Raw genomic sequence first — 21,974 nt, forward strand, 5'->3', positions numbered from 1 at the left:
TGGACGAAGAAGAACTGCTGGCACTGCACCGCCGGGTGCGCCGGGCCAGGAAGAAGCACCCAAGAACTACCGCCGCAAGGCGGCAGCCTCCGTGGCCGAGGAAGCCGGGCGCGGGGCGGCGCACCCCAAGCGCGGCAAGTCGCGCCATCGCGCCGAAGCCCTCGAAGAGGCATGTCCATCGTGTCGGCCAGGCTGGCCGCCGTCGCACGCCAGGAAGCCGAGCGGCTGAAGGCCGAGCGCCCGGCGATGGCGCAGGCCAACCGCAACACCGGGCCGGACGGCGCGGGCGACGCGGTCTCGGGCGCCGGGGTGGGTGCGGGCATCGCCCGCGAGCACTCCAAAATCACCGGAGGGATCAAGCGCGATGCCTCCAGCGCCTCGCAGGGCGCGCAGCGCCAGGCCAAGCGGGACCGCTAGCCTGCAGCGCGCTTAAACCAACCGCGGCCCCGTCACAAGACTGACGGGGCCGCGGTTGAATCATCACTCGCACCTTTTGAGGTACTTTCCACGATACGACCCCCGGCTATGAGAACGCTGAGTCCGCGCCGTGCGCCAGCCCATAGTTACGGCGCAGGGCGGGCACGGCGCTAGACCTGGTGGCGGCGTGGGGAGCGCACCGCCTCGATCGCCCGGCAAACCAGGTAGATCACGAAGGAGATGGTGGTGACGTAGGGGCTGATCGGCAGCGAGCCGGCCAGCGCCAGCAGGATGCCGCCGACCACTGCCAGCTCGGCGAACACCACCGAGAGGATCACGGTGAGCACCGGGGTGGAGCTCACGCGCATCGCCGCGGCGGCCGGGGTGATCAGCAGCGCGAGCACCAGCAGCGCGCCGACCACCTGGATGGTCACCGCCACGGCCAGCGCCAGCACCATCATGAAGATGATCGACAGCCCCGAGGTGCGCACGCCGCGCGCGTTGGCCACCACCGGGTCGGCGCTGGCGAAGGTCAGCGGCCGCCAGATCAGCGCCAGCGCGAGCACCACCACGGCGCTGAGCACCAGCATGCCGCCCAGCTGCACGTCGTCGACCGCGACGATCTGGCCGGTGAGCAGCCCGAACTTGTTGGCGCTGCGCCCCTCGTAGAGCGAGAGGAACAAGATGCCCAAGCCCAGGCCGAAGGGCATCAGCACGCCGGTGATCGAATTGCGGTCGCGTGCCCGGGTGCCCAGCATCCCGAGGATCAGCGCCGCGATGAGCGAGCCGAAGACCGAGCCGGTGACCACGTCCGCGCCGATCAGCAGCGCGAAGGCGGCGCCGGCGAAGGACAGCTCCGCGATGCCGTGCACCGCGAAGGCCATGTCGCGCATCATGATGAAGATGCCGATCAGCCCGCCAACGACGCCCAGCGCGGCGCCGGCGATCAGCGAGTTGCTGACCAATGGCAGCAGCAGCGCGTAGTCCTGGAAGTTGAAGGCCTTCTCGATGAGGTCTGCGAAATCCATGCTCAGGCCCGCTTTCCGGTGGTGTTCGGCGTTCCGGCGGCCGGGCCGGCGTCCTCGGCGTGGTCGTGCCCGTCCGGCGGCAGGGCGCGGTTGCCGTCGCCGCTGACCACCACGATGCGCCCGTTCACGCGCAGCACCTGCACCGGGGCGCCGTAGAGCTCGCTGAGCACCTCGGTGCGCATGACCTCGTCCACGCTGCCCAGGTGGAAGCGGCCCTCGGCCAGGTAGAGCACCCGGTCCACGTAGGGCAGGATCGGGTTGATCTCGTGGGTGACGAAGATGACGGCGCTGCCGCGCTGCACCGCCTGGTGGTGGATGACCTCGCTGATGGCCTGCTGGTGGTGCAGGTCAAGGGAGAGCAGCGGTTCGTCGCACAGCAGCACCTTGGGGTTCCCGGCCAGCGCCTGGGCCGCGCGCAGCCGCTGCTGCTCGCCGCCGGAGAGGTCACTGACCGCGCGGTTGGCGTAGCCGCTGGCGCCGACCAGCTCGAGCAGCTCGTCGACCTTGGCGCGCACCGCGCGGCGGGCCAGCCGGATGCCCGGCTTGGTGCCGTCGATGCCCAGCGCGACCAGGTCGCGGGCGCGCAGCGGCACGTTGTCCCCGAAGGGGCGCTGCTGCGGAATCAGGCCCACCGAATCCGAGCCGCGGCGCACCGGGGCCCCGTCGATGGACACGGTGCCGGCGTCCAGCGAGGTGGTGCCCAGCATGGTGTTGATGAAGCTGGTTTTGCCCGAGCCGTTGGGCCCGAGCACCGCCAGGAACTCCCCCGGCTGCACCTGCAGGTCCAGGCCCTCCCAGAGGACCCTGGATCCATAGGCCAGTCGCGCGTTGTCGAAGGTGACGATCGGGTTCGGGATCATCGGGGTAGGGCTCATGGGGGCGGCTTTCTAAGCAGGTGCTGCATGCGGCGTCCCCCGTCCGGGGTGCGCCCAGCGGGTGCGGATTCGGGCGGGAATGAAAAACTGCGGCACCGCCGAAGCGGTACCGCAGTTAATCCTACCAGTTGCGAGTCATTCGCAATACGCGATCGGCCGGAGGCTGAATTGAAACCCCCTCCGGCCCGGTTGGATCAGCCCTCCGGGTGGCTGCGCGGCGGGGCCACGCGCTTCCGGGTGGAGTCGCTGATCTCGCCGACCAGCACCTCGATGATGTCCTCCAGGAACACCACGCCCAGGGTGGCGCCGGCGTCGTCGACCACCGCGGAGAGATGGTTGCCCTCCTGGCGCATGGTCTCCAGCGCGTCCTCGATCTCGGTGTCCTGCTTCAGCTTGCCCAGCGGATGCAGGTCCAGGTCGAGCAGCGGGGCGGTTGAATGCGCATCGTCGATGAGCATCACGTCCTTAACGTGCCAGTAGCCCACCGGGACCTCGTCGCGGGTGATCAGCAGGCGGGAAAAGCCGGTCTTGCCGACCTTCTTCTCGAACTCGCGCGCGGTGGCGGCGCCCCATTCGAGGGTGAACAGGTCGTCCAGCGGCACCATGCAGGTCTTCGCGGTGACGCTGGAGAACTCCAGCGCCTTGGTCAGGCGCAGCGCGTCCTCCTTCTCCAGCGCCCCCTCCTCGGAGGAGGTGTGGATGATGGTGCGCACCTCGGCGGCCGTGTAGGAGCTGGCCACCTCGTCCTTGGGTTCGATGCCGAAGGCGTGCAGCACCAGGTTCGCCGCCCCGTTGAGCAGCGCGGTGAACGGCTTGAGCACCTTGGACAGGCCCACCAGCGGCATGGCCAGCAGCAGCACCGCCTTGTCTGCCACGGAGACCGAGATGTTCTTCGGCACCATCTCGCCGAAGGTCACGTGCAGGAAGGTCACCAGGACCAGCGCGATCAGGAACGCGACGGTGTCCGCCGCGGCCTCCGCCAGGCCCAGGGCCATCAGCGGCTCGGCCAGCAGGTGGTGGATCGCAGGCTCGGAGATGTTCAGGATCAGCAGCGAGCAGACGGTGATGCCCAGCTGGCACACTGCCAGCATGATCGACACGTGCTCCATGGCGTACAGCGCGATCTTCGCGCGCTTGTTGCCGGCCTCGGCCAGCGGCTCGATCTGCGAGCGGCGCGCGGACATGACAGCGAATTCGCCGGCCACGAAGAAGGCGTTGAACGCCAGCAGGATGACCAGCCAGATCAGTCCCATGAAGTCGCTCATTCGTCCTCCTCCTGCGGCTGCGGCGCCGGTTCGAAGCGGATCTGCGCGATGCGCCGCCCGTCCAGCTCGGTGACGGTGAAGATGCCGGCCGCGGTGCAGACCTGGTCGTTCAGCTCCGCCAGGCGGCCCAGCTCGGCGAGCATGTAGCCGCCGATGGTTTCGTAGGAGGCGTCATCCGGGATGACCTCGCCGCCCACGTGCTCGTTGACCTCGTCCGGGCGGTACATGCCCGGGAAGAGCCACTTGCCGTCGGGCTGGGTGACTGCTTCTTCCTCGTCCTCGTCGTGCTCGTCGGACACCTGCCCGACGATCTCCTCGACCAGGTCCTCCAGGGTCACCAGCCCGGCGGTTCCGCCGTACTCGTCCATCACAATGGCCAGCTGGTACTCGGCCTCGCGCAGCTGCTCCAGCAGCACGTCGAGGTGGATGGTCTCCGGGACGTAGAGCGCGTCGTGGGCGAACTCCCCCACCTGCAGCGCGGCGCGGCGTTCGCGCGGCACCGAGACGACCGCCTTGATATGGCAGACGCCCTGGATCTCGTCGCTGGATCCCTCGGTGACCGGAAAACGCGAGAAGCCGGTTTCGGCGCTGACCGCGATCAGTTCCGACAGCGGCGCCTCGGAGTCGATCGTGGACATCGAGGTGCGCGGGGTCATCACGTCGGCGGCGGTGCGCTCGGAGAATTCGATGGTTGACTGCACGAAGCGGGCGGTCTGCAGGTCCAAGGTGCCCAGCTGCGCCGAACGGCGCACCAGCGAGGCCAGTTCCTGCGACGAACGGGCCGCAGAGATCTCCTCCTTGGCCTCGAGCCCGAAGAAGCGGTGCAGCACCGCGTTGGAGAATCCGTTCAGCACGACGATGGCCGGCTTGAAGACCGCGGTGAACACCAGGTGCGGGCGGGCCAGGGCCTTGCCCACGGCCATGGCCTGGGCGATGGCCATGTTCTTGGGGACCAGCTCGCCGATGAGCATCGACAGCAGCGTGGCGATCAGCATGGAGACGACCACGGAGATCGCGGTGGCGCTGGTCCCGGCGATGCCGACGGCTTCCAGCAGCGGGGCCAGCAGCTTGCTCAGCGAGGGCTCGAGCACGTAGCCGGTGAGCAGCGTGGTCAGCGTGATGCCCAGCTGGCAGCTGGACAGCTGCGTGGACAGCGAGGTCAGGCACTGCATCAGCGGCTTGGCACCGCGTTCTCCGGCGTCCACCGCCTGCTGCACGGTGCTCTTATCGAGTGCGACCAGCGCGAATTCCACTGCCACGAAAAAGCCGGTGCCGAGAATCAGCAGCAGGCCGAAAAGTATGTAAAGCCATTCCATGGGTGGTTAGCTCCACCCGCGCAACGGTTGAGGTGATATTTCTCCGATGCCCAGTTGGGGGCAACTAGAAGGCTCCAATGCGGCGCCGGAACTTAACGGAGATGGACTGACGTGGCCGGCGCTGCGCCTACGGGCGTCGGGCCGGCTAGGAGAGTGTGATTCCATAGTGCGACTCAGTCTAACTAATGGAGCCGAAATCCGCATTACCCCGCGCGGCTGGCGACCAGCGGTATCTGCCACCCGATGAACGGGATGTCATTCGCGCCACTTTCGTGAGTTTTGATACGTGCCGTGGCCAAGCGCGTAGAAAAGTTACTAGACTGGTCGGCAGGTCTAGAAATCAAAGTGAGTTCGGCGGTCATTATCACGTCCTCGTCAGACCACCGGCTCAAGCTAGAACAACGTAGAAATCAGGGAAGAGGCGTTGCACGTGCCAGAGCAAGCACACCACCGGCTGACTGAAGAGTTCGGTGGAAACGAATGGCTAGTAGATGAGCTGTTCGAACAGTATCTCGTTGACAAGAACTCGGTAGACAAGAAGTGGTGGGAGATTTTCGAGTCCCTCGCTGCGGAGAAGTCGGCCCCGGCCGCACCGGCATCGAAGCCGGCAGCCGCCGCTCCAGCCGCACCAGCAGCTCCTGTCGTCAAGGGCGCTCCGCGCGCGGCCGCAGAAGCCCGCGCCTCGGAGCCGGCCCCGGCATCCGCAGCACCAGTCAAGAAGGCCGAGCCGTCGCCGAAGACCGCTCCAATTCCAGCTCAGGCCCCGAAGCCGACCCCGTCGACCGGGCTGTTCGGCGAGGAAAAGCGCACCGCGCTGCGCGGCCCGATGAAGGCCATCGCGACCAACATGGACGCCAGCCTCACCGTGCCGACCGCCACGACCGTGCGCGCCGTGCCGGCCAAGGTGATGATCGACAACCGCATCGTCATCAACAACCACCTCAAGCGCGCCCGCGGCGGCAAGATCTCCTTCACCCACCTGATCGGCTTCGCCGTGATCCGTGCGCTGAAGCAGATCCCTTCGATGAACGTCACCTACGACGTGATCGACAAGAAGCCGACCGCCATCCAGCCGGCCCACGTCAACTTCGGCATCGCTATCGACATGCCCAAGCCCGACGGCACCCGCATGCTGGCGGTGCCGAACATCAAGGCCGCCGAGACCCTGAGCTTCAACGAGTTCTGGGCCACCTACGAGGACCTGATCAAGCGCGCCCGCGGCAACAAGCTGACCGCCGACGACTACGCAGGCACCACCGTGTCGCTGACCAACCCGGGCGGCATCGGCACCGTGCACTCGGTGCCCCGCCTGTCCAAGGGCCAGGCCGCCATCATCGGCGTCGGCGCCCTGGAATACCCGGCAGAGTTCCGCGGTTCGGCCGAGACCACCGTGGCCCGCATGGGCATCGGCAAGCACATCACCCTGACCTCCACCTACGACCACCGCGTCATCCAAGGGGCGGGTTCGGGCGAGTTCCTGAAGCTGGTCGAAAGCCTGCTGCTCGGCGAGCAGGGCTTCTACGACGAGATCTTCGAGCAGCTGCGCATCCCGTACGAGCCGGTGCGCTGGGCCGTGGACAACCAGGTCGACATCGACCTGCAGGTCAACAAGGTCGCCCGCATCCAGCACCTGATCAACTCCTACCGCGTGCGCGGCCACCTGATGGCCGACACCAACCCGCTGGAATACGTCCAGCGCAAGCACCCGGACCTGGACATCAAGTCCTACGGCCTGACCCTGTGGGACCTGGACCGCGAGTGGATCTCCGGCGGCCTGGGCGGCAAGGACCGCGCCCAGCTGCGCGACATCCTGGGCATCCTGCGCGACGCCTACTGCCGCACCATCGGCACCGAGTACATGCACCTGCAGAACCCGGTAGAGCGCGAGTGGTTCCAGTCCAAGCTGGAGCGCGGCTACGCCAAGCCGACCCGCGAAGAGCAGCTGCGCATCCTGTCCAAGCTGAACTCCGCCGAGGCTTTCGAGACCTTCCTGCAGACCAAGTTCGTCGGCCAGAAGCGCTTCTCGCTGGAAGGCGGCGAATCGCTGATTCCGCTGCTTGACGCCATCATCTCCGACGCCGCCGACGAGCAGCTGGACGAGGTGGCCATCGGCATGGCCCACCGCGGCCGCCTGAACGTGCTGACCAACATCGCCGGCAAGACCTACGCACAGGTCTTCCGCGAATTCGAAGGCACCGCCACCCCGGGCTCCGTCCAGGGCTCCGGCGACGTGAAGTACCACCTGGGCACCGAGGGTTCCTACACCTCGGACGCCGGCAACGAGACCAAGGTGTACCTGGCGGCCAACCCGTCGCACCTGGAAGCCGTGGATCCGGTGCTCGAGGGCATCACCCGCGCGAAGCTGGACCGCCTGGGCTCGGGCAACGCAGTGCTGCCGATCCTGGTGCACGGCGATGCCGCATTCGCCGGACAGGGTGTGGTCTCCGAGGTTTTGGCCATGAGCCAGCTGCCGGGCTACAAGACCGGCGGCACCGTGCACGTGATCGTGAACAACCAGATCGGCTTCACCACCGCGCCGTCCTCCTCGCGCTCCTCGGTCTACGCCTCCGACGTGGCCCGCACGGTGCAGGCCCCGATCTTCCACGTCAACGGGGACGACCCGGAGGCAGTGGTGCACGTGGGCCAGCTGGCCTTCGAGTACCGCCAGAAGTTCGGCAAGGACGTCGTCATCGACCTCATGTGCTACCGCCGCCGCGGGCACAACGAGGGCGACGATCCGTCGATGACCCAGCCGATCATGTACAACCTGATCGAGGCCAAGCGCTCGACCCGCAAGCTGTACACCGAGGCCCTCGTCGGCCGCGGCGACATCACGCAGGAAGAGGCCGACAACGCACTGGCGGAGTACAAGGCCAACCTGGAGCGCATCTTCGCCGAGACCCACGCGGCGCAGACCTCGCCGATCCCGATCATCACCCCGGGCTCGACCATCAACGACCTGGAGAAGCCGTTCGCCCAGGCCGCAGACGAGAACACCATGGACGGCGCCCGTCCATCGGCGATCTCCGCGCAGACCCTGGCCCACATCGGCGACGCCCACTCGGCGATCCCGGAGGGCTTCGTGATGCACACCAAGCTGAAGTCGCTGCTTGAGCGCCGCACCAAGATGTCCCGCGAAGGCGGCATCGACTGGGGCTTCGCCGAGCTGGCAGCCCTGGGCTCGCTGTCCATGGAAGGCGTGCCGGTCCGCCTGGCAGGCCAGGACTCGCGCCGCGGCACCTTCGTGCAGCGCCACGCGGTCTTCCACGACCGCGAGAACGACAACGAGTGGTACCCGCTGAAGAACCTGTCCGAGGACCAGGCATCGATGTGGATCTACGACTCGCTGCTCTCCGAGTACGCCGCCCTGGGCTTCGAGTACGGCTACTCCGTGGAGCGCCCTGACGCGCTGGTCATGTGGGAGGCGCAGTTCGGCGACTTCGTCAACGGCGCCCAGACCGTGATCGACGAGTTCATCTCCTCGGCCGAGCAGAAGTGGTCGCAGTCCAGCTCGCTGGTCATGCTGCTGCCGCACGGCTACGAGGGACAGGGCCCGGACCACTCCTCGGCCCGCATCGAGCGCTTCCTGCAGCTGTGCGCGGAGAACAACATGGTAGTGGCCCAGCCGTCCACCGGCGCTAACCACTTCCACCTGCTGCGCCGCCAGGCCTACGCCCGTCCGCGCAAGCCGCTGATCGTGTTCACCCCGAAGCAGCTGCTGCGCCTGAAGGCGGCCGCCAGCGCGGTGGAGGACTTCACCAGCGGCGGCTTCCAGGAAGTCATCGGCGACGCCTCGATCACGGATGCGAACGCCGTGGACAAGGTGCTGCTGTGCTCGGGCCGCGTGTACTACGACCTGCTGGCCGCACGCACCAAGGCCGGGGACTCGAAGACCGCGATCGTCCGCGTCGAGCAGCTCTACCCGGCACCGGTCGAGCAGATCGCCGCCGAGCTGGCCAAGTACCCGAACGCGACCGCGAGCTGGGTCCAGGACGAGCCTGCGAACCAGGGCCCATGGCCGTTCTTCGGCCTGTACGTGGCACCGAACCTGGACCAGAAGATCAACCTGGTCTCGCGTCCGGCATCGGCCGCCACCTCGGCCGGCACCGCCAAGCGCCACGAGGCTGAGAACGCGGTGCTGATCCAGCAGGCCTTCGCCCGCTAGTCCGCCCCGCGTCTGCATCGCATACCCCGACCGGCGAACCGGCTCCCTTTCCAGGGGGCATGGTTCGCCGGTCTAGGTGTTTAATGGGGTGCGACATCCCCGAGCACACGCTGCAACACTGATAATGTTGACAGCGATTCACCTTATTACCCAACGAAAGGCCGCCAAGTTGGAGTTACGCACCATCCGCATTACCGCAATCGGTGATGAACTTCTGGCAGGCCACGGCGACCCGCGGGGCCTGGGCTGGTTCGGCCGCGTCATGGCCCGCACCCAGGACCCGGCCCTGCGTCTGCAGTCCTTCGTGCTCGCCGCCCCCGCCGAGGGCTCCGAAGCCCTGGCCGAACGCTGGCTGGGCGAAGCCTCGCGCCGGTTCAGCGACCAGTTCGAGAACCGCCTGGTGATCGCGCTGTCGGACCGCGACGTCGACCTGGGCGTCAGCACCGCGCGCAGCCGCCTGAACCTGGCCAACATCCTCGATTCGGCCTCCCAGATGAACATCAAGGCACTGCTGGTCGGCCCCGCCCCCGGCTTGGACGACGCGCGCAACGACCGCGTGGCCGAGCTGAACCGCGTGTACGCTGACGTGGCCATGCGCCGCAACCACCACTACGTGGACACCTTCGCCCCGCTGCGCACCCACGCCCAGTGGCGCGCGGACCTGAACGCCTCCGGCGGCGTGCCGGGGCAGGCCGGCTACGGGCTGATGGCGTGGCTGGTGCTGCACCGCGGCTGGTACTCCTGGCTGCAGCTGCCCGAGCCCAGCGCAGGCTAGCGGCGGCGCCTCGGCGAGACCCGGCCCACGCGGGCCCCGTTAGGCTTTTGCCACCGGAATGTGAAAGACTATTAGTCGGCTCGATACCCATCGAGCAGTTTGAAATGATCCCTCTAAGGAGTCACCATGTCGAAGCGCGCTCGTAAGCGTCGCGATCGCAAGCGTGGCGGTGCCAACCACGGCAAGCGCCCAAACAGCTAAGCGATGCGAACAGACGAAGAACCCCGTACCACTCGAAATCTTTCGAGCGATACGGGGTTCTTTCCACGTTCCGGTGCGCGCCGCGCCGGATGCTAGTGGCCGGATTCGATCCTGATCTGCGAGATCCGGGTGATGATGTTGGCCTTGAGCTGTTCCGGGGCGTGCTCCTGGCAGCTGCGGCGCACCACCGAGCGGATGATGCACTCCAGATCGTACTGCTCGGCGCACTCCGGGCAGTGGTCCAGGTGGGCCTTGACCTCTTTCAGGTCGGCCAGCGTGAGGGCGCCGTCGAGGTACTCGTAGATGCGCACGATGCGCGCGTCGGAGCAGTCCCCCAAAGAATTGCAGTCCATCTTACTTCGTCCCTCCATCGACCTGGGCTGCGGGGTTGGCCGCCGCCTGGATTCCGCGTTCTGCGGCGTAGTCCGCCAGCAGTTCCCTCAGTTGCTTGCGCCCGCGGTGCAGCCGCGACATGACCGTGCCGATCGGCACCCCGAGGATCTCCGAGGCTTCCTTGTAGCTGAAGCCCTCGACGTCGACGAAGTACACCGCCAGGCGGAAATCCTCGCCAATGGACTGCAGGGCCGCCTTCACATCCGAATCCGGGAGGTGGTCCAGCGCCTCGACTTCGGCCGAGCGCAGGCCCGTGGGCGAATGCTCCATCGCCTGGGCCATCTGCCAGTCCTCCACCGTGTCCGTGCTGGTGCGCAGCGGTTCGCGCTGGCGCTTGCGGTACAGGTTGATGTAGGTATTGGTCAGGATCCGGTACAGCCAGGCCTTCAGATTCGTGCCCGGCTTGTACTGGTGGAAGGCTGAATACGCCTTCGTGTAGGCCTCCTGGACCAGGTCCTCGGCATCCGACGGGTTGCGCGCCATGCGCAGCGCGGCAGAATACAACTGGTCCACGTAGACCAGCGCGTCCCGCTCAAAGCGCTCGCGGCGCTGCGCCTCGGACTCGGCGCCCGCATCGGGAAGGTTCGCGTCCACACTCTCGTTAGTCATCGCCCTCGAGTCTACGCGCTGTCCGGGGTTTCCGGACAGGGAACGCCCCGGACGCCGGGTCTCCTGCGCGGGGCCTCCGGCGCCTGCCAGGGTGCTGATGTCTTCAATCGTCGTCACACTCAGTTCAACGAACGGCGTCCAACCCTTATTCCCGCGCCGATCTCGGCTAGGATTTAAGCAGGCGGGACGGGGCGATGAACGCCCCGGCAGGCGCCAGAACATCCCATGCTCCGACGCCGCAGCAGCCAGGCCCCACAGTTAGGATCAGCCCCATCAACACCGCACCCAGCACTGGAACCACCCCTTCGCACCATGTCGAGCCGCAGTGGTGGCCCGCCCCCTTCGCCGCCGCGCCGCTGGACGCGACGGTGCTCGTGCCGGCTTCCAAGTCGCTGACCAACCGGTATCTGATCCTCGCCGCGCTGGCCTCCTCCCCCTCCACGATCCACAACACGCTGATCAGCCGCGACACCGAGCTGATGCTCGACGCCTTGGAAGCCTTCGGCGTGCAGCTGGAGCGCACCGCGCAAGCCGACGGCTCCACCACCGTGCGCGTGGTGCCTCCGGAGCGGCTGGCGGCCGGGCCGCTGACGGTGCAGTGCGGGCTGGCCGGCACCGTGATGCGTTTCGTCCCGGCGCTGGCCGCCGTGGCCGGCGCGCAGGCCGACTTCGACGGCGACGCGGCGGCCCGCGTGCGCCCGATGGCCCCGGTGCTCGACGCCCTGGCAGGGCTCGGGGTGCAGTTCAGCTTCCACGGGGCCCCCGGCATGCTGCCCTTCACCATGGACGCGCGGCGGCTTGAGGCCGGCGCCGACGTGCAGATCGACGGTTCGGCCAGCTCCCAGTTCATCTCCGCGATGCTGCTGGCCGCCCCGTCGCTGCCCGGCGGGCTGCGCCTGCGCGCCGCCGAAGGCCCGCTGGCCTCGCCGGACCACATCGCGATGACCGTGGCCACGCTGCGCGAACTCGGTGCCGTGGTGGACCTCGATGAGGACGGGCGCGGCTGGAGCGTGCAGCCGCAGCGGATTGCGGGCTTCACCGTCACCGTGGAGCCCGACCTGTCCAACGCCGGGCCGTTCCTGGCCGCCGCGCTGGCCACCCGCGGCGTGGTGCGCGTGCCGTTCTGGCCGGCCACGACCACCCAGGTGGGCGGCAAGTGGGTGCAGATCCTCCAGGCCATGGGCGCGCAGGTGTCCCTGGGCGCGGATTCGGTGCTCACCGTGCGCGGCACCGGGCCGATCCGCGGCATCGAGTACGCGGATGCCTCCGAGCTGGCCCCGACCCTGGCCGCGCTGTGCGCGCTGGCCGACTCCCCCAGCAAGCTGACCGGCATCGGGCACCTGCGCGGGCACGAAACCGACCGGCTGGCCGCGCTGCAGGCCGAACTGGGCAAGGTGGGGGTGCAGGTAACCGTCACCGACGACGGGCTGGAGATCACCCCGGGCCCGCTGAGGCCCGGCGACCTCGACAGCTATGAGGACCACCGCATGGCCACCGCCGGCGCCCTGCTGGGCCTGGCCATCGACGGGGTGCGGGTGGAAAACATCGCCACCACCTCCAAGACCATGCCGGACTTCCCGCAGCAGTGGGCGGCGATGGCGGCCACCGCCGCGAACCCGGCCGCGGAAGGCTCCCGCTGATGCGCTACTCCGACTACGACGAATCCTCGGTCCGCGTCCGCCCGAACAAGAAGGGCTCGCGCCCGCGCACCAAGGACCGCCCGGCCCATGAGAAGGCGGTGATCGGGCGCATCATCACCGTGGACCGCGGCCGCTACACGGCGATCCTCGACGAGGACACCGCCGCCGAGCGCATCGTGATCGCCGCGCGCGCCCGCGAGCTGCGCCGCCAGGCCATCGTGCCCGGGGACATGGTCGCACTGGTCGGGGACACCTCCGGCAAGCCCGACACGCTGGCGAGGCTGGTGCGCATCGAGGAGCGCAGCACGCTGCTGCGCCGCAGCGCCGACGACACCGACGCCACCGAGCGGGTGGTCGTGGCGAACGTGGACAAGCTGGTCATCGTGGTCGCCGCCGCCAACCCGGAACCGCGCACCGGCTTCGTGGACCGCGCGCTGGTCGCCGCCTACGACGCCGGCATCCAGCCGGTGCTCTGCGTGACCAAGGCCGACGTGGCCGACCCTGCCGAGTTCCTGGCGCACTACGAGGGCCTGGAGCTGCCGGTGGTCATTTCCCGCACCACCGCCGCGGAGGCCTCCGGCATCGACGCGCGCAGCGCCGACGGGGCCAGCGCCCGGCTGGACTCCGCGGCGCTGGAGCAACTGCAGGGCATGCTCGCCGGCTGCGTCTCGGTGGTGCTGGGCCATTCGGGCGTGGGCAAGTCCACCCTGGTCAACGCCCTGACCGGCGCCGAGCGCGCCACCGGGCACGTCAATGCCGTCACCGGGCGCGGACGCCATACCTCCTCCAACGCGCTGGCGCTGCGCCTGGGCGACACCCCCGGCTCCTGGCTGATCGACACCCCTGGCATCCGCTCCTTCGGGCTGGGCCTGGTGGACCCGGAGAACATCCTGGCCGCCTTCGAGGACCTGGCCGACATCGCCACCGGCTGCCCGCGCGGCTGCACCCACGCCGCCGGCGAGGCAGGCTGCGCCCTGCAGGCCTGGGCCGACGACGAATCCACCGGCGCCCAGGCCGCCGCCCGGCTGGCGTCCTACCGCCGGCTGGTCACCACCGAGGAAACTACGCACGAAAAGGAGCTCGGCGCGCACTAGCGCCGCACCACCATGGCTGAATACACCCTGCAGCAGGATCTCGACTTCGCCCTCGCGCTGGCCGACAAGGTCGACGCGTTCACCCTGGCCCGCTACGGCGCCAACGACCTCAAGGTCGAGACCAAGCCTGACATGACCCCGGTCTCCGACGCCGACCGCGGCGCCGAGCAGCTGATCCTCGCGCAGCTGGCCGAGCACCGCCCGGAGGACTCCGTGCTCGGCGAGGAGTTCGGCGTGCACGGGGACTCCTCGCGCCGCTGGGTCATCGACCCGATCGACGGGACCAAGAACTTCGTGCGCCGCGTGCCGGTGTGGGCCACGCTGATCGCGCTGCTTATCGACGACGAGCCGGTGCTCGGGGTCATCTCCTCCCCGGCGCTGGCCCGCCGCTGGCACGCGGCCACCGGGCTGGGCGCGTTCGTCACCGAGCCGGGCGCCGAGGTCGGCTCCACCGCCACCCGCCAAATCAGCGTCTCCGGGGTGAGCGAGCTGTCCGACGCGTCGCTGTCCTACGCCTCGCTGAACGGCTGGAAGGATGCCGGCAAGCTCGACGGGCTGCTTGAGCTGCTGGAGACCGCCTGGCGCACCCGCGGCTACGGCGACTTCTACTCCTATGCGCTGCTGGCCGAGGGCGCGGTGGACGCCGCGTTCGAACCCGAACTGGAGCTCTACGACATGGCGGCCCTGATGCCGGTGGTGCGCGAGGCAGGCGGGCGCTTCACCTCCGTCGCCGGCGAGGAAGGCTGCCATGGCGGCAACGCGCTGGCCACCAACGGCGCGCTGCACGAGATCATCCTGCCCTACCTGAACCGCTAGCCGCCCATGCCCCGCAACCGCGACCCGCGCGCGCTGACCACCAGCGAAGAGGACTACCTCAAGGCCCTGTACCTGCTCACCGAGTGGGAGGACACCGAGGTGAGCACCGGCGCACTGGCCGACCAGCTGGGCCTGACCCCCGCCTCGGCCACCCCGATGGTCCAGAAGCTGGCAGCGAAGTCGCTGGTGCACCACGTGCCGCGCGGGGCCATCACGCTCAGCGAGACCGGGCGGCGCGAGGCGCTGCGCATGGTGCGCCGCCACCGGCTGCTGGAGACCTTCCTGCGCGACGAGCTGGGCTACGGCTGGGACGAGGTGCACGACGAGGCCGAAGCGCTGGAGCACACCGTGACCGACCGCTTCATCGACGCGCTGGACCAGCGCCTGGGCCGGCCGCAGCGCGACCCGCACGGGGACGCGATCCCCGCCGCCGACGGCACGCTGCCTGCCAGCCGGGCGGTGCGCCTCGACCGCTTCACCGGCGGCGCCGCGATCGTGGACCGGATCAGCGACGAGGACCCCGACTTCCTGCGCCGGGCCAGGGACCGCGGGCTGGTGCCCGGCGCGGCGATCACCCTGCCGCACGGCCTGGACTTCGTGGACGCCTCGCTGGTATGGGTGCGCCCGGCCTGAGCGCCCGGGCGTGTGCAAAAATGGTGGCAGGACCCCGCCGGCAGACAGGAGCACCCGATGACCGACAGCTCCGGCGTGCTGCTGCTCGGCGTCTGCCGGGAGCAGGATCCGTCCGCCCCGGCCCAGGCCGCCGCCCTTGCCGCGCAGCTGGGCGCCGAACTGCACTGCGCCTGGGTCGATCCCGCCCGCTACACCGTGCAGCGGCTTGCCGACGGCACCGTGCGCTCGGCGCCCATCGACCCCGAAGTGCAGGATGTAGCCGTCCAGCCGTTCCCGCCGCAGCTGAACGCGCAGCTGGCAGCGCTACTGGACCCGCTGGCGGTGCGCTGGCGGACCCATGCGCTGGCCGGGAGCCCCAGCGCAGAGCTGTCAGCCCTGGCCGAACGGATCGAGGCCCGGATGATCGTGATCGGCGCGAGACGGCCCTCGCTGCGCGCCTCCCTGCACGAACTGCTCAACGGCTCCGTGGCGGCGCAGCTCGCCCGGAACCAGCTGCGCCCGGTGCTCGTGGTTCCCGCCGCGCAGCGCTCCTGAGCCCGGGTCGTGACCGTGCCCACCGCCTCGTGCCCCCATCCGCTACCGACGAACGCTGAGCAATGACCGAAGACCTCCCCCAGCCGCTGCCCCCGGGCCCCGAGCCGGCCGACGCCCTGCGCGCGCAGCGGCGCCGGAAGCGCCGGGCGCACCTGCGACCGGGCCAGCTGCTGCTGGTGTTCCTCGGCGGCGCGGCGGGAACCGCGGGCCGCGAGGCCGTGACTCTGCTGCTCCCTGCGCTGCACGGCTTTCCGAGCGCCACCTTCGCCGTGAACATCCTCGGTGCGCTGCTGCTCGGACTGCTGCTTGAATCGCTGGACCGCGCCGGCTCCAGCCCCAAGAGCGCCCGGCGGATGCGGCTGCTGCTGGGCACCGGGTTCATGGGAGGCTTCACCACCTACAGCACCTTCGCGGTGGACGCTGCGTTGCTGCTGGGCGCAGGCTCCGTCGGCCTCGGCGTGCTGTACGCGCTGGGCTGCGTCGTGCTCGGCGCGACGGCCAGCTGGTGCGGCATCCTGCTCGGGGCCACGCGCCGCCGCCGCGGAGCCCGCGCGGAGGATGCCCGATGACCGCCACGTTATTCATCGTTTTGAGCCTGTGCGGCGGCCTCGGGGCCTGCGCCCGCTACGCGCTGGACGGATTGGTCGCCTCCCGCCTTGCAGGGTCCATGCCGTGGGGCACGATCCTCATCAATCTCAGCGGATCATTCCTGCTGGGCCTGCTCGCGGGCTTGGCCGCCGGCAACCTGCTTCCCGCGGCGTGGCAGCTCGCAGTCGGAACGGGGTTCCTGGGCGGCTACACGACCTTCTCCACCGCCAGTGTCGAGACTGTGCGATTACTGCAGGCTCGCAAGCCGGTAGCCAGCGCGGCTAATGCCTTCGGCACCCTGCTCGGCGCCCTCGCTGCGGCCGGGCTCGGACTGTGGGCCGCCGCATGGCTGTGCTCGTGACCGGACTAACGATTAGTAAGCACGATGAAAAAGCATGAGCCAGGCCTGTCGGCCTGGCTCTACTGATTGAAAACTCGGGTGGTGCGGCTCAGCGTGCGGCGCGGCGGCCGCGGGCTGGTGCTGGCGACTGCGCGGACTGGGCAGTTCGGGCGCCCACCGGCTGCGGTTGTGGCCGGGGGCTGGGCTGGGGCTTGGTCCGGTCATGCGGTACTACGTAGCCGCCGGTGGCGAGGATCAGGATCGCGCTCACGCCTGTGAGCACGAGCATGGCGATGGCCCAGATCTGCGACTGCTCGGTGAACGACCGGTCGATGCTCAACCAGAGCACATAGGAGCCGACCAGGTAGATCAGGTGGATGAGCGTGAGCCTGGTGCGCAGGCGAAGCTTGACGACGGCCTTCGGCGAGAAGAACACCGACCAGAGCGCCAGCAACGGCACCACCACCACGAGGATCGCGGGGATCGTCGGCCAGGGCACATAGGCGATGGCCGCAAGTGCCGCGGCGAACAGCAAACCGACCTCCAGCAGGAAGGCGACGGCCGCGTAGAGCGAAGAGAGGATGGGTGAAACCTTCTGGGTATTGCTCTTGCCCATGGCTGACTGCCTCACTCTAATTCCGCATGTTTTCGCCCAAGGATGCTCTCGGTATCTACTCAATTCTATGTGGTAAACAGAACGCCCGCGAGCAGGCTCGCGCGAGAGGTACAGCACCTCCAACCCGATTCCGGGCAGCAAAAGGCCCCGGAACCGAAGTTCCGGGGCCGTTGGTGGAGATGGGGAGAATTGAACTCCCGTCCGATGTAGTGTTGCCAGGTCTTCTCCGGGCGCAGTTTGCTGCGGAATTTCTCTGCCCCAGCCATCACGCAAACAAGTGGCTGGTCCGGGCACAGTTGCCTAGATATGTACCCAACAGCGGCAACAACTGCCGGATACAGTGGCTATCTAAATGACGTTAGGAACAGGGGCGATAGCATCCCCTGGCTAACGGACTGTCTGGCTGCTTAGGCAGCGAGAGCGAAGTCAGTGCGCTTAGATTCGGCACTTATTGTTTTGCAAAGAGCGTTTACGAGATAACTTTGCGTCCTCGGCCCGCTTCATCTGTCGCGACTTACACCGTCGAAACCGATCATCCCCGTATTTTGTTGTCAGTTCCGGGTTTCCCCGGATGCAACCGCACCGAAGTGCGTTAATCAATCATAGCGCACCTCCCGCTGGAACCCCAACGAGAGATGCGCCACCGATTCAGCGCGTAGCTACAGCCCGATCAGGCATGACCGCGGTTGCGCTCGCGCATGGCACGCAGTGCTTCACGGTTGTCCTGCTTCTCGCGCAGCGTCTGACGCTTGTCGAATTCGCGCTTGCCTCGCGCGATGCCGATCTCGATCTTCGCGCGCCCCGACTTGAAGTACAGGCTCAGCGGCACGATGGTCAGGCCGGCTTCGGAGATCTTGCGCTCGATCTTGGTGAGCTCCTGGCGGTGCAGCAGGAGCTTGCGACGGCGACGAGCCGCGTGGTTGGTCCAGGAGCCGTTGAGGTACTCCGGGATGTAGCAGTTCTCGATATACAGTTCGCCGCGATAGAACTGGCCGAAGCCGTCCACCAGCGATGCCTTGCCTTCGCGCAAGGACTTCACTTCGGTGCCGGTCAGCACCATACCGGCTTCGAATGTGTCGAGAATTTCATAATCGTGGCGAGCTTTGCGGTTGCTCGCGATGACACGATCTTCCTGGTTCTTCTTGGCCATGACACTCCTTGCATGTCGCGGGCGGTTTCCCGCGCACAAATATCAAGTCTAGCGTTAGAGAAGTCCCAATGGGTTCACGGCTTGGCCGTTGACAATCGTTTCGAAGTGCAGGTGGCATCCGGTGGAGTTGCCGGTTGTGCCGACGTATCCGATGACCTCGCCCTGGGAGACCTTCTGCCCGACGCTGACGGCGATCTTGGACATGTGGTGGTAGTTCGTTGCCAGCGCCTTGCCGTTGACGACGCCGTGCGAAATTGTCACCTTGTTGCCCGAGGAGCCTCCCCAGCCTGCCATCCAGACTTCGCCGTCGGCGGCTGCAGTGATCGGCGAACCGCACTGGCCTCCGAAGCCCCAATCGAGACCGGCGTGCACGTAGCCGCCGCGTCCGCCGTAGTCGATGGTGCCGGCAGGCGTCGGGCGCCAGCCGAAGCTGGACGTGATCCGGTTGCCGGTAGTCGGCTTGACCAGTCCCCAGGCGCTGGAGCCTGACGACTGCGGCGCGGCCGGAGCGGAGGTTTCCTTGGGAACGTACTTCTTTTTGGTATAGGTCTGCTTCTTGGCCTTGGCTTCCGCGGCCAGCTTGGCCTGCTGGGCCTCGTAGGCCGCTTTGCGCTTGGCTTCGGCTTCGGCCGCCTTGCGCTTGCGTTCCTGCTCTTCGCGCAGCAGGCGCTCCTGGCGCTCCTTGATATCGGCCTGCACCTGCGCGTACTCGGCCTGTTGGGCCTTCAGCTTGGCCTGGATCTGTGGCTTCTTCGCTTCCAGCTGCGCGCTGAGGGACTCGGTGCTGACAACAAGCGCATCCAGCTCGTCCTTGGCGGACTGCGCCGCATTGCGGGCGGATTCCTCCTGGGCCAGCGCTTCTTCAGCCTGTGACTTCAGCGAGGAAATTTCCTTCTCCACCGCAGCCAGTCGGACCTTGTTGTTCTCGTTGTTCGCCTTCTCCTGCGCCAGATCGTTGTAGGCGGAGTTCTGCGATTCCATGGCGCGGTTGGCCATGTCGAGGCCGTCGGCCATGGCCGTCGCCGATTCCATGTTCAGGATCATGTCCAAGCCGCCGGATACGCCGCCACGCTTGTACGCTTCGGAAGCGATCTTGGCCATGGCGTCTTCCGCCTTGGCCATTTCCGCGTTGTTCGCTTCGATCTCCGCTGCGACCTTGTCACGGGTTCCCTGGGCGCTGATCAACCGGTCATTCAGGTCCGCCACGGTTGCCTGGGCGTTGGCGACGCGGTTCTGCGCATCGGCCAATGCCGCCTGCAGGACCGGGACCTGGGACTGCTGGTCACGCAGCTTCTGGTCGGTTTCCTGGATGTCTGCATCCAGGAACTCCATGTCCTGTTCCAGGTTGTCGATGTTCTCCTGAACCTCGACCTTCTTGTCATCGAGTTCATCGGCGACAACGAGACCAGCTGGCAGTGTCAGGGCGAGAGCCATTGCTCCACCGAGAGTGGCGCGCAGGAACTTGCGCCGAACTGCGTTGGACAGCATAGGTCTCCTTAGAGAAGTGCGAAAAGCAGGTTGAACACGACACAAAGGTCGAAGTGAAGCTAAACCTTCAGGTAACGCTTCAACGTTACCACTGATGAAATTGTTGCCAAAACGATACCAATTATCAAGAGCACCGGAGCTATGAGCCAGACCTCACCGGTGGAAATGAAAGCCACTCCGACGTTCTCACTTGCGAGTTTGTCCTCAACGAGGAACTTCATCAGCAGCCAGAGCGTCCCGGAAGCCAGCACGCCGCCAATGATGGAAGCAATAACGCCCTCGATGATGAACGGAAGCTGGATTGTTGCCTTGGAAGCGCCCACCAGACGCATGATCGTGGTTTCCAGCCGTCGATGCATGGCCGACAGCTGGATCGTCGTGCCAGTGAGGAGCACGGCGCAGGCGATCATGACGATCGCCACGATGGCGGCTGCGGCAGAGGCGACGCGAACGAGCTGGAAGACCTTTTCCAGCAGTTCGCGCTGGTCGACCACCGAATCCACGCCTGCAACGGTTGAGAATGCCTCGTTGATGACCTGGTATTTCTCAGGATCGACCAGGGCGACGCGGAAGGACTCGGGCAGCTGGTCGGCCTTGACCTGGTCGACGAGCGAGGAGTTCTTGTACTGGTCAAGGAAGTTCTTGTAGGCGTCTTCCTTGGACTCGTAGGCGATTTCCTTGACGTACGGCGCGAGCTGCTCGGATTCAAGCATGGCCTTGATGGAGTTGCGCTGATCGTCGGTGACCGGCTTGCCTGCGCAATTCGGCGAAGCGCTGGTGTCGTCGCAGAGGTACACGGCGACCTCCATGCGGTCGTACCAGTAGCCCTTCATCTGGTTGATCTGCAGCTGCAGGAGCGCCGAAGCGCCGACGAAGGTCAGCGACACGAAGGTCACCAGCACCACCGAAACGACCATGACGACGTTCTGGCGCAGGCCCTTGACGGCTTCGCGCAGGATAAATCCTAGTCTCACTGGTCTTCGTCCTTCTTTTCATCCATGGCTTCAAGCGGTTCGCGCTCTTCGTTCGGCTCGGCAGAGGCATCGCCGAAGAGCAGCGCGCGGGATCCGTCCTGGTTCACCACGGTCGTCATCGGCGTGTACTGGCCCTGCGCTTCATCTCGCACAACGCGTCCGGAGCTCAGCTCGATGACGCGGTGGCGGTACTCGCTGACCAGCTCATGGGCGTGCGTCGCCATCAGCACGGTGGTGCCGTTCTGGTTGATGCGGTCCAGCACGTTCATGACTTCGATGCTGTTCTTGCGGTCGAGGTTGCCGGTGGGCTCATCGGCCAGCAGGATGGCGGGCTTGTTCACAATCGCGCGGGCGATGCCTACGCGCTGCTGCTCGCCGCCGGAAAGTTCGGTTGGCTTGCGCCGGGCTTTGTCCTCGAGGCCTACGAGCTTCAATGCGTCGGGGACCCGGTCGCGGATCTGCGCGCGGGAGGCGCCGATGACTTCCATCGCGAAGGCGACATTGTCGAAAACTGTGCGTTCGCGCAGCAGGCGGAAGTCCTGGAAGACGAAGCCGATGTTGCGGCGCAGTTTCGGAACGCGGCGGCTCGGGATACGATTCAGGTTCTGGCCGGCCACGTAGACCGCACCGTCGGTGGCGCGCTTCTCACGCAGGACAAGGCTGAGGAAGGTAGATTTACCGGAGCCGGATTCGCCGACAAGGAACGCGAACTCGCCGCGGTTGATCTCGATGCTCACGTCGTCCAGGGCAGCGTTTTTCTGCTTGGGCTCGTAAACCATCGAGACGTTTTCGAATTTAATCATGTCTTCAATCGCCAGTTTTCGTCGGGGCGCGACCCACGAAAACCAATCTCGAGAGCAAACGTCTTCTGATGCGCCAATCAACCAAACCTTATCGGGGCGCGGCGGCCATCATGAAAGCATTCGCGGGTGTGTTGCCAGATTCATCAGCTACTAACAGCTGACCCAAATTTTGTTCCGGCCGCCGAATCCTGCGCTGGCAACCAGTTTTTACCGGTCGCTGTCGCAGGATCAGCAGGCGGCCTCGGGGACGTGAG

General features: G+C 67.0%; 21 protein-coding genes and 1 other RNA gene. 10 read left to right on the forward strand and 12 right to left on the reverse strand.

The window, feature by feature from the left end; genetic code table 11:
• Positions 1 to 171: 171 nt before the first annotated feature.
• Positions 172 to 417, forward strand: a complete 246-nt coding sequence (locus ATC04_RS19890) for a hypothetical protein (RefSeq protein WP_231735971.1) — start codon at positions 172 to 174, stop codon at positions 415 to 417.
• A gap of 170 nt (positions 418 to 587) precedes the next feature.
• Here the strand turns inward: ATC04_RS19890 and ATC04_RS11935 are convergent, their stop codons facing one another.
• The 4 genes from ATC04_RS11935 to ATC04_RS11950 all read right to left on the reverse strand — a co-directional run bounded on the left by ATC04_RS11935 (position 588) and on the right by ATC04_RS11950 (position 4,901).
• Positions 588 to 1,445, reverse strand: coding sequence for a metal ABC transporter permease (locus ATC04_RS11935; protein WP_047118727.1), 858 nt, complete (start codon positions 1,443 to 1,445; stop codon positions 588 to 590).
• A gap of 2 nt (positions 1,446 to 1,447) precedes the next feature.
• Positions 1,448 to 2,320 carry a metal ABC transporter ATP-binding protein gene (locus tag ATC04_RS11940; RefSeq protein ID WP_231735972.1) on the reverse strand — a complete coding sequence of 291 codons (873 nt, stop codon included), beginning with the start codon at positions 2,318 to 2,320 and terminating at the stop codon, positions 1,448 to 1,450.
• 194 nt (positions 2,321 to 2,514) lie between these two features.
• Positions 2,515 to 3,585 carry a hemolysin family protein gene (locus tag ATC04_RS11945; protein WP_047118725.1) on the reverse strand — a complete coding sequence of 357 codons (1,071 nt, stop codon included), beginning with the start codon at positions 3,583 to 3,585 and terminating at the stop codon, positions 2,515 to 2,517.
• Complete coding sequence (locus ATC04_RS11950; RefSeq protein WP_047118724.1) at positions 3,582 to 4,901, reverse strand: hemolysin family protein; 1,320 nt, start codon at positions 4,899 to 4,901, stop codon at positions 3,582 to 3,584. Before ATC04_RS11950 ends, ATC04_RS11945 begins: the two co-directional genes overlap by 4 nt.
• A gap of 430 nt (positions 4,902 to 5,331) precedes the next feature.
• Here ATC04_RS11950 and ATC04_RS11955 point away from each other — a divergent pair, with 430 nt between their 5' ends.
• Together ATC04_RS11955 and ATC04_RS11960 are read left to right on the forward strand one after the other, a co-directional pair.
• Complete coding sequence (locus tag ATC04_RS11955) at positions 5,332 to 9,066, forward strand: multifunctional oxoglutarate decarboxylase/oxoglutarate dehydrogenase thiamine pyrophosphate-binding subunit/dihydrolipoyllysine-residue succinyltransferase subunit (protein WP_047120645.1); 3,735 nt, start codon at positions 5,332 to 5,334, stop codon at positions 9,064 to 9,066.
• Positions 9,067 to 9,235: 169 nt separating this feature from the next.
• A complete protein-coding gene (locus ATC04_RS11960; protein ID WP_181728173.1) occupies positions 9,236 to 9,841 on the forward strand; it encodes a GDSL-type esterase/lipase family protein in 606 nt (201 codons plus the stop codon).
• Between the two features lie 293 nt (positions 9,842 to 10,134).
• On the opposite strand, the gene rsrA is transcribed toward ATC04_RS11960, so the two are convergent.
• Positions 10,135 to 10,395, reverse strand: coding sequence for a mycothiol system anti-sigma-R factor (gene rsrA / locus ATC04_RS11965; RefSeq protein WP_047118722.1), 261 nt, complete (start codon positions 10,393 to 10,395; stop codon positions 10,135 to 10,137).
• Position 10,396: 1 nt separating this feature from the next.
• Complete coding sequence (locus tag ATC04_RS11970; protein WP_047118721.1) at positions 10,397 to 11,044, reverse strand: sigma-70 family RNA polymerase sigma factor; 648 nt, start codon at positions 11,042 to 11,044, stop codon at positions 10,397 to 10,399.
• Positions 11,045 to 11,238: 194 nt separating this feature from the next.
• Here ATC04_RS11970 and aroA point away from each other — a divergent pair, with 194 nt between their 5' ends.
• From aroA to crcB, 7 genes are all read left to right on the forward strand, one after another.
• Positions 11,239 to 12,684, forward strand: a complete 1,446-nt coding sequence (aroA, locus tag ATC04_RS11975) for a 3-phosphoshikimate 1-carboxyvinyltransferase (protein ID WP_082123842.1) — start codon at positions 11,239 to 11,241, stop codon at positions 12,682 to 12,684.
• On the forward strand, positions 12,684 to 13,778 hold the full coding sequence (locus ATC04_RS11980; protein WP_181728172.1) for a ribosome small subunit-dependent GTPase A: 1,095 nt from the start codon (positions 12,684 to 12,686) through the stop codon (positions 13,776 to 13,778). Before aroA ends, ATC04_RS11980 begins: the two co-directional genes overlap by 1 nt.
• Before the next feature lie 12 nt (positions 13,779 to 13,790).
• Positions 13,791 to 14,594 (forward strand): inositol monophosphatase family protein, encoded by an 804-nt coding sequence (locus tag ATC04_RS11985; RefSeq protein WP_047118720.1) that lies wholly within the window; start codon positions 13,791 to 13,793, stop codon positions 14,592 to 14,594.
• 6 nt (positions 14,595 to 14,600) lie between these two features.
• Positions 14,601 to 15,227, forward strand: a complete 627-nt coding sequence (locus ATC04_RS11990) for a metal-dependent transcriptional regulator (RefSeq protein WP_047118719.1) — start codon at positions 14,601 to 14,603, stop codon at positions 15,225 to 15,227.
• A 57-nt stretch (positions 15,228 to 15,284) separates the two neighbouring features.
• Positions 15,285 to 15,761: a universal stress protein gene (locus ATC04_RS11995; protein ID WP_052772303.1), complete on the forward strand. Its 477-nt coding sequence runs from the start codon at positions 15,285 to 15,287 to the stop codon at positions 15,759 to 15,761.
• Between the two features lie 62 nt (positions 15,762 to 15,823).
• Positions 15,824 to 16,330 (forward strand): CrcB family protein, encoded by a 507-nt coding sequence (locus tag ATC04_RS12000; protein WP_082123841.1) that lies wholly within the window; start codon positions 15,824 to 15,826, stop codon positions 16,328 to 16,330.
• A complete protein-coding gene (gene crcB / locus ATC04_RS12005; protein ID WP_047118718.1) occupies positions 16,327 to 16,710 on the forward strand; it encodes a fluoride efflux transporter CrcB in 384 nt (127 codons plus the stop codon). Before ATC04_RS12000 ends, crcB begins: the two co-directional genes overlap by 4 nt.
• Before the next feature lie 88 nt (positions 16,711 to 16,798).
• Here the strand turns inward: crcB and ATC04_RS12010 are convergent, their stop codons facing one another.
• The 6 genes from ATC04_RS12010 to ftsE form a co-directional block, all read right to left on the reverse strand.
• Positions 16,799 to 17,305: a DUF2568 domain-containing protein gene (locus ATC04_RS12010; protein WP_047118717.1), complete on the reverse strand. Its 507-nt coding sequence runs from the start codon at positions 17,303 to 17,305 to the stop codon at positions 16,799 to 16,801.
• Between the two features lie 171 nt (positions 17,306 to 17,476).
• Positions 17,477 to 17,845: a transfer-messenger RNA gene (ssrA, locus tag ATC04_RS12015) on the reverse strand.
• A 130-nt stretch (positions 17,846 to 17,975) separates the two neighbouring features.
• Positions 17,976 to 18,455 (reverse strand): SsrA-binding protein SmpB, encoded by a 480-nt coding sequence (gene smpB / locus ATC04_RS12020; protein ID WP_047118716.1) that lies wholly within the window; start codon positions 18,453 to 18,455, stop codon positions 17,976 to 17,978.
• A gap of 54 nt (positions 18,456 to 18,509) precedes the next feature.
• A complete protein-coding gene (locus tag ATC04_RS12025; protein WP_047118715.1) occupies positions 18,510 to 19,943 on the reverse strand; it encodes a M23 family metallopeptidase in 1,434 nt (477 codons plus the stop codon).
• Positions 19,944 to 20,002: 59 nt separating this feature from the next.
• Entirely contained in the window at positions 20,003 to 20,917 is a 915-nt protein-coding gene (gene ftsX / locus ATC04_RS12030; RefSeq protein ID WP_047118714.1) for a permease-like cell division protein FtsX, read from the reverse strand.
• Positions 20,914 to 21,720, reverse strand: coding sequence for a cell division ATP-binding protein FtsE (gene ftsE, locus ATC04_RS12035; RefSeq protein WP_047118713.1), 807 nt, complete (start codon positions 21,718 to 21,720; stop codon positions 20,914 to 20,916). The genes ftsX and ftsE overlap by 4 nt, the downstream gene beginning before the upstream one ends.
• Positions 21,721 to 21,974: the final 254 nt, after the last annotated feature.

This window comes from Arthrobacter sp. YC-RL1 (assembly GCF_001454985.1).
GTDB lineage: Bacteria > Actinomycetota > Actinomycetes > Actinomycetales > Micrococcaceae > Glutamicibacter > Glutamicibacter soli.

Coding starts and splice junctions, on each gene's coding strand:
- ATC04_RS19890 (WP_231735971.1), top strand. CDS start 172: ATGTCCATCGTGTCGGCCAGGCTGGCCGCCGTCGCACGCCAGGAAGCC.
- ATC04_RS11935 (WP_047118727.1), bottom strand. CDS start 1,445: ATGGATTTCGCAGACCTCATCGAGAAGGCCTTCAACTTCCAGGACTAC.
- ATC04_RS11940 (WP_231735972.1), bottom strand. CDS start 2,320: ATGAGCCCTACCCCGATGATCCCGAACCCGATCGTCACCTTCGACAAC.
- ATC04_RS11945 (WP_047118725.1), bottom strand. CDS start 3,585: ATGAGCGACTTCATGGGACTGATCTGGCTGGTCATCCTGCTGGCGTTC.
- ATC04_RS11950 (WP_047118724.1), bottom strand. CDS start 4,901: ATGGAATGGCTTTACATACTTTTCGGCCTGCTGCTGATTCTCGGCACC.
- rsrA (WP_047118722.1), bottom strand. CDS start 10,395: ATGGACTGCAATTCTTTGGGGGACTGCTCCGACGCGCGCATCGTGCGC.
- ATC04_RS11970 (WP_047118721.1), bottom strand. CDS start 11,044: ATGACTAACGAGAGTGTGGACGCGAACCTTCCCGATGCGGGCGCCGAG.
- aroA (WP_082123842.1), top strand. CDS start 11,239: ATGAACGCCCCGGCAGGCGCCAGAACATCCCATGCTCCGACGCCGCAG.
- ATC04_RS11980 (WP_181728172.1), top strand. CDS start 12,684: ATGCGCTACTCCGACTACGACGAATCCTCGGTCCGCGTCCGCCCGAAC.
- ATC04_RS11985 (WP_047118720.1), top strand. CDS start 13,791: ATGGCTGAATACACCCTGCAGCAGGATCTCGACTTCGCCCTCGCGCTG.
- ATC04_RS11990 (WP_047118719.1), top strand. CDS start 14,601: ATGCCCCGCAACCGCGACCCGCGCGCGCTGACCACCAGCGAAGAGGAC.
- ATC04_RS11995 (WP_052772303.1), top strand. CDS start 15,285: ATGACCGACAGCTCCGGCGTGCTGCTGCTCGGCGTCTGCCGGGAGCAG.
- ATC04_RS12000 (WP_082123841.1), top strand. CDS start 15,824: ATGACCGAAGACCTCCCCCAGCCGCTGCCCCCGGGCCCCGAGCCGGCC.
- crcB (WP_047118718.1), top strand. CDS start 16,327: ATGACCGCCACGTTATTCATCGTTTTGAGCCTGTGCGGCGGCCTCGGG.
- ATC04_RS12010 (WP_047118717.1), bottom strand. CDS start 17,305: ATGGGCAAGAGCAATACCCAGAAGGTTTCACCCATCCTCTCTTCGCTC.
- smpB (WP_047118716.1), bottom strand. CDS start 18,455: ATGGCCAAGAAGAACCAGGAAGATCGTGTCATCGCGAGCAACCGCAAA.
- ATC04_RS12025 (WP_047118715.1), bottom strand. CDS start 19,943: ATGCTGTCCAACGCAGTTCGGCGCAAGTTCCTGCGCGCCACTCTCGGT.
- ftsE (WP_047118713.1), bottom strand. CDS start 21,720: ATGATTAAATTCGAAAACGTCTCGATGGTTTACGAGCCCAAGCAGAAA.